Source organism: uncultured Thalassospira sp. (assembly GCF_963976115.1).
GTDB lineage: Bacteria > Pseudomonadota > Alphaproteobacteria > Rhodospirillales > Thalassospiraceae > Thalassospira.
The window spans coordinates 1-15,861 of the sequence record NZ_CAXBJJ010000029.1 but is presented as its reverse complement, the minus strand read 5'-3'; the positions used below and the strand labels follow the sequence as shown (position 1 = coordinate 15,861).

At 53.9% G+C, this 15,861-nt stretch carries 13 protein-coding genes; 4 read left to right on the top strand and 9 right to left on the bottom strand.

Annotated elements, in window-relative coordinates; translation table 11 throughout:
- Positions 1-311: 311 nt before the first annotated feature.
- Positions 312-515: a hypothetical protein gene (locus tag AAC086_RS22630; protein WP_339782282.1), complete on the bottom strand. Its 204-nt coding sequence runs from the start codon at positions 513-515 to the stop codon at positions 312-314.
- A gap of 174 nt (positions 516-689) precedes the next feature.
- On the opposite strand from AAC086_RS22630, the gene AAC086_RS22625 reads away from it, so the two are divergent.
- Positions 690-1,058 carry a hypothetical protein gene (locus AAC086_RS22625; protein WP_339782280.1) on the top strand — a complete coding sequence of 123 codons (369 nt, stop codon included), beginning with the start codon at positions 690-692 and terminating at the stop codon, positions 1,056-1,058.
- A gap of 19 nt (positions 1,059-1,077) precedes the next feature.
- On the opposite strand, the gene AAC086_RS22620 is transcribed toward AAC086_RS22625, so the two are convergent.
- The 6 genes from AAC086_RS22620 to AAC086_RS22595 all read right to left on the bottom strand — a co-directional run bounded on the left by AAC086_RS22620 (position 1,078) and on the right by AAC086_RS22595 (position 8,210).
- Positions 1,078-2,304, bottom strand: a complete 1,227-nt coding sequence (locus AAC086_RS22620; protein WP_339782277.1) for a YeeE/YedE family protein — start codon at positions 2,302-2,304, stop codon at positions 1,078-1,080.
- 233 nt (positions 2,305-2,537) lie between these two features.
- A complete protein-coding gene (locus AAC086_RS22615; protein WP_339782283.1) occupies positions 2,538-3,461 on the bottom strand; it encodes a sulfurtransferase in 924 nt (307 codons plus the stop codon).
- A gap of 186 nt (positions 3,462-3,647) precedes the next feature.
- A complete protein-coding gene (locus AAC086_RS22610; RefSeq protein ID WP_339782275.1) occupies positions 3,648-4,076 on the bottom strand; it encodes a hypothetical protein in 429 nt (142 codons plus the stop codon).
- A 127-nt stretch (positions 4,077-4,203) separates the two neighbouring features.
- Positions 4,204-6,183: a hypothetical protein gene (locus tag AAC086_RS22605; protein WP_339782272.1), complete on the bottom strand. Its 1,980-nt coding sequence runs from the start codon at positions 6,181-6,183 to the stop codon at positions 4,204-4,206.
- A gap of 4 nt (positions 6,184-6,187) precedes the next feature.
- Positions 6,188-7,414, bottom strand: a complete 1,227-nt coding sequence (locus tag AAC086_RS22600) for a hypothetical protein (RefSeq protein WP_339782270.1) — start codon at positions 7,412-7,414, stop codon at positions 6,188-6,190.
- Positions 7,415-7,502: 88 nt separating this feature from the next.
- Complete coding sequence (locus AAC086_RS22595; RefSeq protein ID WP_339782269.1) at positions 7,503-8,210, bottom strand: TetR/AcrR family transcriptional regulator; 708 nt, start codon at positions 8,208-8,210, stop codon at positions 7,503-7,505.
- A gap of 254 nt (positions 8,211-8,464) precedes the next feature.
- Between AAC086_RS22595 and AAC086_RS22590 the strand changes: the two genes are divergently transcribed.
- The 3 genes from AAC086_RS22590 (at position 8,465) to AAC086_RS22580 (ending at position 12,011) form a co-directional block, all read left to right on the top strand.
- A complete protein-coding gene (locus tag AAC086_RS22590) occupies positions 8,465-9,232 on the top strand; it encodes an NAD kinase (protein WP_339782267.1) in 768 nt (255 codons plus the stop codon).
- Positions 9,229-10,398 (top strand): acetylornithine deacetylase, encoded by a 1,170-nt coding sequence (gene argE, locus AAC086_RS22585; RefSeq protein WP_339782265.1) that lies wholly within the window; start codon positions 9,229-9,231, stop codon positions 10,396-10,398. Before AAC086_RS22590 ends, argE begins: the two co-directional genes overlap by 4 nt.
- Positions 10,399-10,541: 143 nt before the next feature.
- On the top strand, positions 10,542-12,011 hold the full coding sequence (locus tag AAC086_RS22580; RefSeq protein ID WP_339782262.1) for an ATP-binding protein: 1,470 nt from the start codon (positions 10,542-10,544) through the stop codon (positions 12,009-12,011).
- A 79-nt stretch (positions 12,012-12,090) separates the two neighbouring features.
- On the opposite strand, the gene AAC086_RS22575 is transcribed toward AAC086_RS22580, so the two are convergent.
- Together AAC086_RS22575 and AAC086_RS22570 are read right to left on the bottom strand one after the other, a co-directional pair.
- On the bottom strand, positions 12,091-13,791 hold the full coding sequence (locus AAC086_RS22575) for an FMN-binding glutamate synthase family protein (RefSeq protein ID WP_339782260.1): 1,701 nt from the start codon (positions 13,789-13,791) through the stop codon (positions 12,091-12,093).
- 66 nt (positions 13,792-13,857) lie between these two features.
- Positions 13,858-15,588 carry a thiamine pyrophosphate-dependent enzyme gene (locus tag AAC086_RS22570; protein WP_339782258.1) on the bottom strand — a complete coding sequence of 577 codons (1,731 nt, stop codon included), beginning with the start codon at positions 15,586-15,588 and terminating at the stop codon, positions 13,858-13,860.
- Positions 15,589-15,861: the final 273 nt, after the last annotated feature.

Here is a 15,861-nt window from a genome sequence, read left to right as displayed (position 1 = left end):
GATACAGACCATCGCATCCAGAGGAATAAAACCTCAAACCCGACAGACTGCTAGGTCAAACGCCTTATCATGGATAGAGCAAAGCGCAATGCCATTATCAGGCCGCAACCGCAAATGAGGGTCCATGCTCCACGGTATAATATGAGACGCCACCAGCAAGTTTGGGATATTCAGCCCACAGACTCCACAACGATGATGATAGCCTGACAATACAGCAGTCCGGAAAAAAGACTGACCAACCCGATTTTTTCGCACCGATATATTTTCCGTTCGGCTTGGTGGTCGCCCCCAAAAAGGCATCGCACCTTCATCTAACTGATGAAAAGAATCGGTAGAACTGGTGTTTTCGGTGCGAAATTGCAAAGCTTCATCGCCAAGGAACCGGATGTTTGATCCAGAAATTTGGAAACCTCGATAATCCGGGGCTGATATTGGTGAAATTGGCCGAATTCCAACTCAAAATATACCTTGAGCGCCACCAGCAACTCAGATTCGATCCATTTACGACCAGCCATATATCCCCCAATGTGCTAAGGACGGCACAGAAGCGCGCGCCCCTAGCACAAAGTGGAAGATATTTATTTACAATCAGTTACCAGTGCAATCACTGACCCATCGCACCACAAGGATTATAAGCCTCACAGGGATTCGTTGCAGCACATGGGTTGGTCACAGCGCAGGGGTTACTCATGGCTGGGGCGCAAGGATTGCCCGCACCACATGGGTTAAACGCCGCGCACGGGTTGGCGGCGGCACAGGGATTACCTGCGCCACAGGGGTTATATGCCGCGCACGGATTGGCGGCAGCACACGGGTTTTGTGCAGCACACGGGTTAAACCCGGCACAAGGGTTGCCATTTACCCCATCCGCCCCGCACGGGTTCGCCATGCAGGGGCTTGCCGCAGCACAAGGATTGGCCGCAGCGCACGGGTTGCCATTGCCATTGCCCGGTGCGGCTGTCTGTGCAGGGTTGGTAATGGCAGGCGGATTGGCGTTGGCGTGGCTGAAATGGTCAGCCGCGATGGCACCGCTGGCCGCCAGAAAAACCGCGCCATAAAGCAAATAATTACGATCGGTCATTTCTTTTTAAATCCATCGAGGCCAAAAATCGGACGGGCGGCAATCCCGAACAGGCTGCCGGTAAAAGCTGCGGCAAACCACAGCCAGCCATGCAAGCTGCCCGAGGCAATGCCGCTAAACAGCGCACCAATATTGCAGCCAAAGGCCAGACGCGCCCCATAGCCCATCAAAATCCCGCCAATCGCGGCTGCGACCAGCGATGCCAGCGGCACACGGACCCGCGGGGCAAATTTACCGGCAAGGGCAGAAGCCAGCGCCGCCCCGATCAGAATGCCGAAATTCATCACCGACGTATCATCGGCCAATACTGAATTATGCAAGGCCCGCGCCGGGCCCGGCCAATTCCAGAACGCCCAGTTTTCAACACCAACCCCGAATACCTGGGCAATTTTGGCACCCCAGACACCAAAGCCGAACGTAATCGACCACGGATGACCGGTAACCAGCAAAGTCGCAACATTCATCGCAGCCAGCAAAAGACCGGTGCCAACCAGCGGCCAAGGCCCCTGCAAAAAGCGCGACCAGCCCAAACGGGACGGTGCAAAAACCGTTTCAAGGGCGCCATGTGCGCGGCGTTCAATCACCACCGTAACCAGCGCAACCAGCGCCAAAGCAACCAAAGTTACAATCACGCCGCCAGCCGGACCAAAAACCGCCCCCAGACCAACCGGAGGGATGGAGGGCAGCGTAAGCCACATCGGCAAATGTGCCGTGCCGATTAACGCACCCAGAACAAAAAAGGCCAGGGTCACCAGCATCCGGGCCGAGCCACCACCCGCTGTAAACAACGTGCCAGATCCACAGCCGCCGCCAAGCTGCATGCCAAAACCAAACATCAGCGCCCCAACCAGCACCGACACCCCGACAGGTGCAAGCGCACCAACAATCGGGCTGCCCAAGGGTGCCCCGATGGCCAGCAGCGGAATAAAGGCAATGGCGGCAACCGCAATCATCAGCAACTGTGCCCGCATGCCCCGGCCCCGGCGCTCAACCGCCAGCCGACGCCAGCCGCCGGTAAACCCGAACGATGCATGATAAAGGGCCAGCCCCAACACCCCGCCAATCAGATAAACCACCATCTGATGCAGGTTAACCGCCTGGGCAATGATCAGCGCGACCGCAACAAAGATGACAGCGCAAATGGCCGCCGGGCCACGATCAAAGGTAAATCGGGGCATGGGCGCCGGTTGCGTCCGGGCCGCTGCCCCACTGGTTTGCGTCATGATTGATCCTGAATGTTTTATATTCTGTTCAATACCGGATACGCCGGACGGATGCGGGGCTACTTGAAGGTATCATCAAGCCGCCCCTTAAAGTTCCGCCCCGGGCAAAACCGGACATATTGCGCAGATCACCTATATGGTTCGTCACACGATATAAGGGCAATGTTGGCCCCTGCCCTTGCAGGGACAATTCACATATCGCAGCCCCCGCAGGCGACCGGAAAACCCAAATATTACCGGGTTTTCACCATATCTCGCGACGGATCGGCAGCCCAATCGGCCATCGAGCCATCATACATTCTGGTGTTTTTGTTACCCGCCACTTCCGACAGGCCAAACCACGCCACCGATGCCCAATGGCCGGTATTGCAATAGGTGATTTCCTTGCTGTTTTCAGAAACACCGGCTTTGCCCGCCAGTTGTTCGATCACATCGGACGCCACAAACTTGCCTTGCTTGTCATCATAGAATTTTGACTGCGAAATATTGACCGCACCGGGGATGGCCCCAAAACGGGCCACGACCGGGCTTTTGGATGTGCCTTCAAACTGCGCTTCCGGACGGGCATCAATCAAAGCGACACCGTTTGATTTTGCCGCCGCAACATCCTTTGCACTGGCAACCAGTTCCGGACGATAATGCGCGGTAAAGGCCACCTTTTGCGGGGCGACAATGTCGGTGGACGTATCGCCATTTGCAGCAACCCATGCGCGCTGCCCGCCATCAAGAATGGTCACCGCATCATGGCCCAGTACTTTAAACGTCCAGTAAACACGGGTGGCCGCTGCAAAATCGCTGGAATTAACACCGGCAGGCACAATCACGACCTGTTTGTCGTTATCAATGCCCAGGCTGCCCACACGTTCTGAAATCACATCAACGGGCGGCAACATGCCAACCACATCGCCCACTTTGGCGCGCCAGCCAAATTTACCATAAGGCGCAGCAACCGCACCGGGGATATGACCCGCAGTATAAGGGTTGCCCGATTTACCGGGCGCGCGAATATCCACGACAACCAATGACGGGTTTTCAAGATGATCCGCCAACCATGATGTATCGACCAGCGGCTTTTCGGTCAGCCGTTCGGCCCGGGCAGCGGTTGCGCCAACCATCAGGGAAAGGGCGGCAAAGCCTGCTAAAATATAAGAACGCATCACACGGGACCTCCAAAAAGAAATTCTGTTTGTAGGTCTTATATATTTTCCACTACATATTAGTCAAATATTTTTAAATAACATTGTTTTTATGTTGTTTTTATCTCTCGGAATGCCCGCCAATGGGCGACACAGCACGGCAAACACCGACATTGGCCTGATACCGTCGGACAAAATGTAATCCGTTTAATTCGCAGCCCCTGGCACATCCACCCCAAGGGCAGCAAAGGCGGTGCCAATCCGGTCTATTTTCCGTATTTCAGCCTGGGTCGTTCCTGTATCATCCTGCCCTTTGTAGTAGGAGCAATATTCCGGAATGATCAGTGTGTTTTCAATCACCCGTAAATCATAAAAGTCTCCAATGGCGTTCCGCTCGATGATCAGGCGCATTTTGGCGTAGGGGTATAAATCCCCGTCAATCACAACGCCATGTTCGGTTAAAACACACGGATCATATCCATCGGTCCATGGACGGGCATTGTTATTTAAAAATGTCAGCGCAACATCCGTTGGCATAAAATCAACTGCCGTCCGATCAATCGTCGCATCTTTAAATTCGCACCCGGCCAACACAAAAGCAGCCAGGCACCCCAACCCCACAAATCGTTTTTTCATACTTTTTCCCTAAAACTGTAACGGTAAAAACCTGCCCCGTTCCTGCCTGTATAATCTGCAATTTTGCGTCACAGGCGATGGTCGTCCCTATCTGCAATCCCGCACCAGTCTGCCCGATCACGATCCGCTATTTCGTTTGCAATCCGCTTAGCCCGGCAAGTGCGTGTTGTGCCGCATTCATCGCGGCAAGTTCCGCCGGGCAGCGCGACGGGGGAACATCGCCCGACACCACAACCGCCATCCCGGATGTTAACTGATTAAAACTGTTATCTTCCGGTATGGCCGATATGGCGCGGGGGTTGGGCTTTTTGCCCGGCTTTAACTTTACCAGCGCGCCATCATCACGTTGCACCAGCATATCGCCACCGGGGCCGGATGGACTGTCAAGATCAACAACAACAAACCCCCAGTCGGCGCGCACTTCGCGAATAACCCCAACCCGGTTTAACGAAATCAGGCTGGCCTGACATTGGGCAAGACGGGCATTTGCGGCTTTCAACCGGTCCTGGGCCTGCCCCATCAGCAGGGCTTGCCGGGCTTCGGTATTTTGGCTGAAGGGCAAAAAGGCAACAACAGGCGCATCTGCCGCCGGGTCGGCCTCGATCGCATCAAATTCCGTGTGCGACAAAAACACCGTTTCAAACGTGTTACCAACCCGCACCCCGGCCATGATCCCCGATGGCATCAGGGAAACAGTTGCCAGATGCGACCGCAAATTACTGCCAACTTCCTCGCTGCGTTCCCAAATCTTACCCCCGTTCGAAACGGCATAGCGCGTGATTGTAAAAAAACTTTTGCCTTCTTGCGGCCCGGTTTCCGGTACGACAACCCCGGTTACCACAACACCTTTGTTATCGGCAGCAAAGGAAAAATGCCCTTGCAGATAATCAACCATAGCCCCCAAATCAACAACCCACGGCACAACACCCGTTGTTGTATCCATGACATACAAACTGCCGTGCGACCGCTTGGATGTGCCAAAGCGACTTGCGCCATACAAATATATATAGCGTCCATCCGGTGACACGGCGGCTTTCGTAGCACGGCTGTAATTTCTGTATTTTTCCCAAAAATCCTTGCCAAATCCTGTCGTTGGGGGCTGCGGCTTAACCAAACGCAACAACTTGCCTTGCGCGTTTAGAACACGCAACGCCGGATCGACCCCTTCCAGTTGCAAATAGATATTCCCGGCATCATCGCGAACCATAACCGCCAGATCATCACTGACATTCTTTTCTTTGGGGGGAATATAACGCCACTGGGTTTTGCCATCCCCGTCCAATCTTTCGATATAATCCTGCGCGCCAATCAAAGTGTAGGAAACAATCATCCCGCCTTTGCCATCGGCCAACACACCGGTTCCATACGCATTTTTGCCGCTACTGGAACCAATATTTCGCTGCCACACAACACGTCCCAACGCATCATAGCGCACAAAAGCAGCAGTTGCTGGCACCGTCCGCTCAACCGGGGCCGGTCCATAGGTACTTCCGGCCATCACAAACTGGCCGTCTTCAAGCAAGGCTCCGGCTTTGAAAAATGCGCCGCTGGTCCCCCCCAGAACACTGCGCCATTGCACGACACCCCGCGCATCGACAAAACTGCTAACGGCGTTTGAATAGCCCAAATCTTCGCCCGTGCTGCTTGCCGCAATGTGACTGCCATCGGGGTATGTCAGGCGAATGGGGCCAAGGGGTTCCTCGCGGCGCCAGCTTTGATCAAGCAGGGTTTGGCGCGCCTTTAATTCATCAAGCATCGCCTGCGCGCGTTTTTTCAGGCGTCCTTTGCCTGCCATATATTTGGTCAGGCTGACTGTGGCCGCATCGTTGCGGTGCATCCGCATCAAGGCCTGGCCTTCGGCAAAATTAATTTCATTCCCCAGCGGCACGTTTAACGCCCGCAAACGTGCCATCATTTCCAGCGTATCGCCATCATCCGCCCGAATAACCGCATCGCCCAGTGCCGTTGCCAGTTGTTTAAAGTCGTCGCTGGCCGATGCTGCCTGTGCCATCTGTATCCGGGGCACCGCCGTCATCGCCAAAAACAACAGCATCGCCCAAAGCAAAAAACCAAACCCGACACCGGCGCGAAACATACCTGTTTTCATGATATCACCCATGCCCGGGAACAACGCTGATGGCGTTCGATGCATCGCATTGGCGCGCCACGCTGTTACAGTGATAGGTGTTTCGCCGGACCAGAATATAGGATGGCAGAGACATTTTTTCGGCCATATCGCGGTCATAGGGCAATAGAGCGTCTTCACAAAACAGGATGAATCCCTGCTGATACGGCTCCCGGCGATGGTCTATATCCGCCGCGGCACAGCCCACATATTCCAGGGCCTGGGACAAGGTATTTTTAAGCTCGGTTTTCTGGATCGGCCCGTCACAAAACCATTGCACGTCGTCAAAGTCGGCCGATATGTTTTCCCGTGTATAACAATAGGCAACGGCTTCCATTCGTTTTACCGGTTCGCGCGCCGGAAGCGACCCGCCCGATGCCCCCGCCCCCCCAATCGACGAACCTGCACCTTTACCCGCCTTTGGGGCCAAAGGCGACATTGCCGTTCCACCACCAAAGGCAACATACCTATCCGAACCCTTATTGCCCGTTGTTACGTCACCAGCCCCACCGGCCCCACCCTTGACCACCCCGGCCATGATCGTTGTTGAGGCGGCAGCACTGCTTTGCGCGGCACTTGCCTGTCGGGCGGCGGCAAGGCGGGCGGCCTCGGCCTGTTTACGGGCATTTTCGGCGTGGGCCCGCGCGGCACTGGCTGCGGCGGCATTTTGCGCGGCGGCCAGCTGGGCCTCGGCATTGGCCTGGGCACGGCGGGCGGCATTAATCGCATTTACCGTGGCATAGGCATTTTCCGACGCCGCCCGGCCCTGTATTTCGGCCTGGGCAATGTTGTTTGCAGCCCGGTTAATCGCATCCATGATCGTGGCATTATTTTGCGCCTGCGCGTTTGACGCCCCTGAATTGCGAATGGCATCAATTCGGGCCATTTCGGCGGCACGCCGCGCGGCCTTTATTTTCGCTTCGTTTTCTTCAACCAGTTTTGCCTGGCGTTTTTTCTCGGCCTCGGCCTTTTCATATTCGGCCCGCTGCAACTCTATTTCAGCGTTGCGGATGGCATCAAGTTTATCGCCCTCAATCCGGCGTGTCTCGCGGGTTTCCTGTTCCAGCTTCACCCGTGCCTCAAATTCGCCCAGCGAACGGCTCAACGCATCGCCAAGCACCTGGTCAAGATACGCGGCACTATCAACCGCCCCTGCGCTGGCAGTTGAAACAACCAGCAAAACCACCGAACATAATGTGATCTTCCGCAACATGGTGCCCCTCTCCATGCCATGCCCCATACAGGAAGATAGCCCCGGCCCAACCGCAGGGCAAGATGGATAAGTACATTGTTCGCGTAAATCAGGGACGCAGGCTGCTAAGATAGCGGGCATATTCACCGGCAAAGGCGGCGTGCACTTCGCTGCCACGCAAAACCGGCGGGCGGCTTAGATAACCATGCAGGATTGCCATGATAAATTCCGCCACCGACGATGCCTGAATATCGGTGCGGATATATTTGGCAAATTGCGACCGGCTGATATGCCCGGCGAGGCCGCGCCGCCAGTAACGATAAACACTATCGACCCGTTTGCGCGTGGCATCGTCCATATCATCGGCCCCCGATGCCAGCCGCGCCAGCGGGCAGCCGTGATCCAGTATTTTCGGGGCCTGTGCCGTGCCAAGCTGGTCCACCTGCTTCATCAGGGCAGGCAATACGTCTTCTTCAAAAGCCAGCGCGTCAAGCCAGGTTTCATCAACATAGGCGGGCAAACATTCGTCTATCACGGCATTTGCCAGTTGCGATTTGCTGCGAAAATGGTGGTAAAGCGCGCCCTTGGTCACCCCGGCAATTTCAATGATATTGGCAATCGATGCGCCTTCCACCCCGGCCCGGCGAATTTCGGCAAACCCGGCATCCAGCAGCTTTTGCCGGGTGCCGTTCGGGTCACGCGGTGCACGCAATTGCAACCGCCGTTCTCCATTGCCTTTGCCATCGCGGCGCCAGCCGTCTTCGTTTTCGTTCTCATCGCCAAGAACAAGAGGTGTCAGGTGTCGGATGTCACTCATATTGCTTTGATACGCCGTAATGGGGCCATAACTGTACAAAGGGTTACCTCTTTTCACGCCAAGGTCAACAAGACCTGAGGATAACAGCGTGAGATATATCACCTTTTCTCACCAACAAAGCGGATCGTTTGACGCCCCTCTTGCAATTCCAAATCAATAAGGCTCTATTTGCAGATTGATTGCGCCCGGAGCCTTTTCGGTCCATATCGGGTTGTAACGGCCAGCGCGGCCATCCCCGCCCCGACGGATAAAAAATGTATATTCATTCAATCGCCTTTGTCGCCGCCGAAACCAAAATCGCCCAGGATGCCATGTATCGGCTCAAGCATCGCTATGGCCATGTTTCGCCCGACAAGGCCGAGGTGATTGTGGCCCTGGGTGGTGATGGTTTCATGCTCGAAACCCTGCATCGTTATATGGGGCGCAAGGTGCCGATTTATGGCATGAACCGGGGCACTGTCGGTTTTTTGATGAATGAATTTCGCGAAATCGACTTGCCCGAACGCATTGCCGAATCCCAAACAGTGGAACTGCACCCGTTGCACATGGAAGCCCACACCAAGGATGGCGGCAGCCTGTGCGCCCTTGCCATTAACGAGGTGTCGCTTTTGCGCGAAACCCGGCAAGCCGCAAAATTACGCATTAAAATTGACGGGGTGGAACGCCTGCCCGAACTGGTCTGTGATGGCGCACTTGTCTGTACCCCGGCGGGCAGCACCGCCTATAACCTCTCCGCCCACGGGCCGATTTTGCCGATGGGCAGCGGTTTGATGGCGCTCACCCCGATCAGCCCGTTTCGCCCGCGCCGCTGGCGCGGGGCCTTGCTGCCCGAACGGGCCGAGGTTGTTTTTGAAATTCTTGATGCCGAAAAACGCCCGGTTTCGGCCGTTGCCGATTACACCGAAGTCCGCGATGTTTCCAAGGTCATCATCCGCGAGGATCGCAGCATGAAAATCCGCCTGCTGTTTGACCCGGAACACAATCTTGAAGAACGCATTCTAAAGGAACAGTTTGTCGAATGAGCGCGCACCCGAGCGAAAAAACCCTGGACTGGCTTGAAAAACTGATCAGCCACAAAACCACCAGCATGGATTCCAATCTGGACCTGATCAATCAGGCGCAGGACTTCCTGCAAGGGCTTGGTTATCGCTGCCATACCGTGTTTGACGACGATCACGGCAAAGCCAACCTTTATGCCTCTATCGGGCCGGATATTCCCGGCGGGGTGATCCTTTCGGGCCATAGCGATGTGGTGCCGGTCGAAGGCCAGGTCTGGCAAAGCGACCCGTTCACCACCGAAATTCGCGGCGACAAACTTTATGGCCGGGGCGCGTGTGACATGAAAGGTTTTCTCGCCTGCCTGATGGGCAAGGCAGAGCTTTTCGCCAGCGCCAAGCTGCGCGTGCCCATCCACATCGCCTTTACCTATGACGAGGAAGTGGGCTGCATCGGTGCACCCCGCCTGGTTGAAATGATCAATGATCTGAATTGCAAACCCGCCATGTGCATTGTCGGCGAACCCACCAGCATGCAGGTGATTACCCAGCATAAAGGCAAGTTTTCCGGTCGCGCCCATGTGACGGGGCGTTCGGGCCACTCATCACTGCCCGGCGAAGGGGTCAACGCGGTGGAATATGCCGCCGAAATGATTGTGTTTCTTAAAAAGCTTGGCGCAAAATTTCGCAATGACGGCCCGCACGACAATGATTTTGTGCCCAACCACACCACGGTTCATACCGGGCTGATCCAGGGCGGCACCCAGTTGAATATCATTCCGCAAAATTGCTGGTTCGATTTTGAATATCGCAACCTGCCCCTGCATGACCGTGCCGAAATTCGCAAAACCATTCAGGACTATCTCGACAATACCCTGATCCCGGAAATGCGCCAAACCTGTCCCGAGGTCGGCATCGAAATTGAAACCGTTTCCGATGTCGCAGGGCTTGCCACCGGCGATGACGACGACGTCACCCGCCTTGTCATGGAACTGACCGGGGCCAACACCACCGGCAAAGTCAGCTTTGGCACCGAAGCGGGCATTTTCGCCGAACTGGGCGACATCCCCACCGTGGTTTGCGGCCCCGGCAGCATCGAACAGGCCCATAAACCGGACGAGTTTATTGCGCTCGATCAGTTGGTGCGGTGTGAGGTGTTTTTGGATAAGTTGGTGAAGGCTGTTTCAAATTAACGGCAGAGATACGTGTGTATCATTATTAGCCATAGCCCAGCAATACAACACCGCTACGCTGCAAATGTAAAAATTTTACAAATTAAATATATATATCGTATTCGCAATACATGATTAAAAAAACCATCCAAGGAGTACAAAAAATGGAAAGAAGCGAAATCCGAGATTCAACAAAAATATCATTGATAGATAAAGTCAGACGTCACGACTATGGTAAATATCTACTCAGGATGGATATAATAAAAATTCGCGGTTTTTCAGAACAGACTATTACTTTTGATTTCCCCGTCACCGCTTTGATTGGCCCTAACGGTAGCGGAAAGTCGTCAATCCTCGGAGCAGCAGCCTGTGCCTATAAAGCAACAAAACCTGGATCTTTTTTCCCTAAAAGCGCGATCGGCGATAATAGCATGGGGGGATGGCGTGCTGAATATGAAATCATTGACAAGACGTCAAACCATCGACAATCCATTAGAAGAAACAGTAAATTCAAAAGCGCGAAATGGATTCGCTCGGATGTTTTAGACCGATCAACAAAGTTCTTTGGAATAGAACGCACAGTACCAGCAGGAGAAAAAAGCAAGTATAAAAAACTCATGCGATCTACATACCACCACACCGGAGTTCTTTCTGGGATAGAACATGAGGTAGCAAGACAAATTGAACATATTTTAGGGAAAGATGTTAGCAACTTCCGGGTTGCTGATATTGGTGGAAATGACAGCTTTTGGGTTGGGCATGCGGATGGTGTAAATTACTCTGAATTTCATTTCGGCGCAGGCGAGTCCTCTATAATTAGGATGATAAAAGAAATAGAATCAGCGCCTAACAACTCATTAATTCTTATCGAGGAAATAGAAAACGGCTTACATCCTATAGCAACAAGAAGAATGGTCGAATATTTAATTAATGTTGCGGAGAGAAAGGGTATTCAAGCAATTTTTACAACTCATAGTGATTACGCCTTAGGTCCTCTGCCAAGCGAAGCCATTTGGGCTTGTATAAACGGAAAACTTAAACAAGGAAAATTAAGCGTAGAAGCTTTACGTGCTGTATCAGGTCGCGTAGATAAAGAAATTGCTATTTTTGTTGAGGATGTCTTTGCTAAAAAATGGGTGGATGCAATACTAAGGGAAAAGCTGGGAATTCATTTTAGCCAGATAGAAGTCTACGCTGTAGCAGGCGACGGCAATGCCGTTAACACCCACAAATCTCATCGCGCAAACCCCGCCATATCATTCAAATCTATATGCATCATTGACGGAGACTCATCTCAAACAAACGATGATAAAATAGATATATATAGATTACCAGGTCATCAACCTGAACTAACAATATATGAAAATATGTTGGATCATTTGGAAGATCAGATAGTCATACTCACCGTGTCCTGCCAACGGGCACCGGAAAATCAAAACATAGTAAAAGAAAAAACAGAAGAACTAATTCGGACGAACCGAGATCCGCACTTACTATTCAGTCAACTTGGTGTCGAAATCGGGTTCGTCAGCGAGGATATCGTAAGAGGTGCTTTTCTTTCCTTATGGATCAGAAACAATAATGAATATTGCAATGACTTATCTCAAAAAATAAAAACGTTACTTGAAAAATAAAAAACACCGAAACCAAATTAGCAATCACAGGAACATAAATAATACTTAAACATTGAGAGACACCATTAAAAATACATCATTATGGCCATCTAATGTCTCTGCTCTTAAAATCCAACGCCTCCGCCTTATGCTGATCCCCTACATGGCTCGCAACATCAAAACTATCCACTGACGCCGCCTGCCACCAAAGATCATACGGCGTCTCTTCCGGCGCATCGACAAGCTGATTTTCCGCCACAAACGGGTAAATCTGGTCCGCCGTACGGGCTTCGGTGGGGCTGATGCGGTGGAACAGGTGGTGGGTTTCGAGGTCGTGGATGCTGTCCAGCCCGGCGGAGCTGGAAATTTGCAGGGCGGCATGGACGGTTTTGCGGTGGAAGCGTTCGACCTGTTTCGCTTTGTCTTCCACCACCAAGCCGCGCTGGCGGCGCGGGTCCTGGGTGGCGACACCCGTGGGGCAGGTTCCCTTGTGGCAATTCATCGACTGAATACAGCCGATAGAAAACATGAAGGCGCGCGCAGCATTAACCCAATCCGCCCCCAGCGCGATGGCGTGGGCAATGCCACTGCCGGAATGAACCTTGCCACTAGCCCCCAAACGCACATGTTTTTTAAGGCCAGTTCCCACCAGCGCATTACGCACAATCACCAGCCCGTCATAGAGCGGCAGGCCGACATGGTTTGACAGCTCTATCGGGGCGGCACCGGTGCCGCCTTCGGCCCCGTCAACCACGATGAAATCAAGATAGATGCCGGTTTCCAGCATGGCCTTGGCAATGGCGAACGGTTCGTGCGGATGACCAACACACAGCTTGATGCCAACCGGCTTGCCGCCCGATAGATCGCGCAGGCGGGCGGCAAAATGCAGCATGTCGCGCGGGGTGGAAAAGGCTTTGTGTGACGCGGGCGAAATGCAATCCTCGCCCTCTGGCACTTTGCGGGTTTGCGCAATTTCGGGGGTGACTTTGGCACCGGGTAGCACCCCGCCATGGCCGGGTTTGGCCCCCTGGCTGAGTTTTATTTCGATCATTTTAACCTGGTCGGTGCAGGCGGCCCTGGCAAACAGGTCTTCATCAAAATTACCATCCTGGGTGCGGCAGCCAAAATAGCCCGAGCCGATTTCCCAGATCAGATCACCGCCGCCCTTACGGTGATAGGGACTGATCGAACCTTCGCCGGTATCATGGGCGAAGTTGCCCCTTTTGGCCCCGGTATTAAGTGCCTCGATCGCGCGGGCCGACAGGGCGCCAAAGCTCATGGCCGAAATATTGAGAATCGACGCACTATAGGGTTGTGTGCATTGCGGGCCGCCAATGGTAATGCGCGGGTCACTATCGGGCACTTCTTTGGCAGCAATCGAATGGCTGATCCATTTATATTCGTGGGCGTAAACATCAAGTTCGGTGCCAAAGGGGTGATTATCTTCCTGCCCGCGCGCACGTTCATAGACCAGACGGCGCTGGTCCTGGTTAAACGGGCGGCCTTCAAGGTCGCCTTCAACGATATAAGAACGCAAATAAGGCCGTAAATCCTGAAACAGATACCGCGCCCAGCCCAGAACCGGGTAATTGCGCAAAACGGCATAATCGCGCTGCAATACATCGTGAAGGGCAATGACAAGCACCGGCAGGCAAATAACAAGCCCCCATAACCAGTCCTGATCCCAGACAGCCCCCACCAGACAAAGCACAGCACCGATAAATGCCGCCAGCGGCAGGATGGCGCGGATGGGGCCGTTGCCGCCGCTAAAGGCGGCAAAGATGCTGTCATTATGTTTCATGCGGGATGTTCCATTGTTGGTGTCGCAAAAAACCGGGCCGTCAGAACAAGCCCCCGGCCATAGAGATTACAAATCACGCAGATATTTGAAATTGGTGGTGAGCTGATCAATCACTTCGGTGCCCCGGCCGGAAAGAATCATTTTTGCTTCGCTCAGCGCGTAACTGCCAAGCTGATCAACCGAGGTATGGGGCGGCATCGCCACCGCGTAACGGTCGGTTTTCACATCCAGCAATACCGGCCCGTTATGTGCCATGGCCATGCGGATGGCATCTTCAACCTTGCCGGGGTCCTCCACGGTGATAGCGCGAATATTGCAGGCCTCGGCAACGCGGGCGAAATCGGGGTTGACCATTTCGGTTTGATAATTGGGCAAACCGGCCAACTGCATTTCAATTTCAACCATGCCAAGACTGGAATTGTTATAAACCACCATTTTGACCGGCAACTGATACTGACCAATGGTGGCAAGGTCGCCCATCAGCATCGACAGCCCGCCATCGCCACACAGCGCAATGCTTTGCCGCCCAGCACCTGCCAGTGCCGCGCCCATCGCCTGGGGCATGGCGTTTGCCATCGACCCGTGCGAGAACGAGCCCATCAGCGTGCGCTTGCCGGTACTTTTAAGATGGCGCGCCGCCCACACCGTGGTCATGCCGGTATCGACGGTAAAAATGGCATCATCATCGGCATATTGGCTGATCATGGCGGTTAAATATTCCGGGCTGATTTCACCGGGTTTGCCCCCCGTCCCGGCATGATGCTCCAGCCTGTCCTGATCGGATTTATACACATCGCGCCGGTCGTGCAGAAAGCTGTCATCGTCGCGGTTTTCAAGGCGCGGCAACAGGGCATCCAGTGTCGCACGCACATCGCCAATCAACCCCATTTCCACATGGGTCCGCCGCCCCAGCCGTTCGCCGTGGGTTAAAATTTGCGCAATACGGGCATCGGTTTTTAAAAAGTCCTTCCACGGAAAATCCGTTCCCAGCAACAACACCACATCGGCTTTGGCAATGGCATCGGCACAGGCTTTACCGCCAATAAAGCCGGTCATGCCAATGCCGTTGGGGTTGTCATGCTCCAGTGCCATTTTTCCCTTCAAGGTCCAGCCTACCGGTGCATTCAGGCGCGTTGCCAGGGCGCGCACCTGCGCGCGGGCCTGATCACAGCCCATACCGCCGTAAATCAGCGGCCTTTTGGCATTGGCAAGCAGGTCGGCGAGTTGATCCAGCGTTGCATCATCGGGGCGAAGGATGGTTTCGGGCCGATAAACCGGCGATGCAATTGAAGTTTCGGGCAAATCAAGCGGCAAAATATCGCCGCTATAGCCAAAAACGCCAACGCCCTTGCGGGTGATGGCGTTTTGCAGGGCCTGTTGCAACATGCGCGGGGCCTGTTCAGGGATTTGGGCCAGTTCGTTATACCAGCTACAGCCATCAAACATTGCAAGATCGGTTTCCTGAAACGATTCCATGCCGTAATCGGCGCGATCAATGGTGGATGGCAGGGCAATGACGGGCGCACCCCAGCGATGGGCATCGTATAAGCCGTTGATCAAATGCACATGACCGGGACCGGAGCTTCCGGCACAACAGCCCAGACCGCCCAGCACACCTTCGGCCATGGCGGCATAGGCTCCGGCTTCTTCGTGGCGAACATGAATCCAGTCAATGCGGCCGTCACGGCGAATGGCATCGTTTAGCAGATTAAGGCTGTCGCCCGTTACGGCATATACGCGTTTTACGCCTGCATCGGCAAGCATATCGACAATGGTTTTGGCAATGGTCCGGGGCATGAAGGCTCCTTTCGCAGAGACAACGAACAGATCAGAGATCGCGTTTCCAGCGCAGGAAAAAGAAAAGGCAGGATCATAAAGGGGCTGCCAGCGCGCCAGAACGGCATCAGGCAATAATTTGAAAATGGCAGGTTTTCCCTGTCTCGCAAGGGACGCCGCCGACACAGGGACAAACATCTAATATCAAAACGCACGAAAAAGCGGCAGGTTCCCCCTAACAGCCTGTCGGATTTGATCAATCAGGGGATTCCAGTTAGTCCCGAGTTTTGCTAT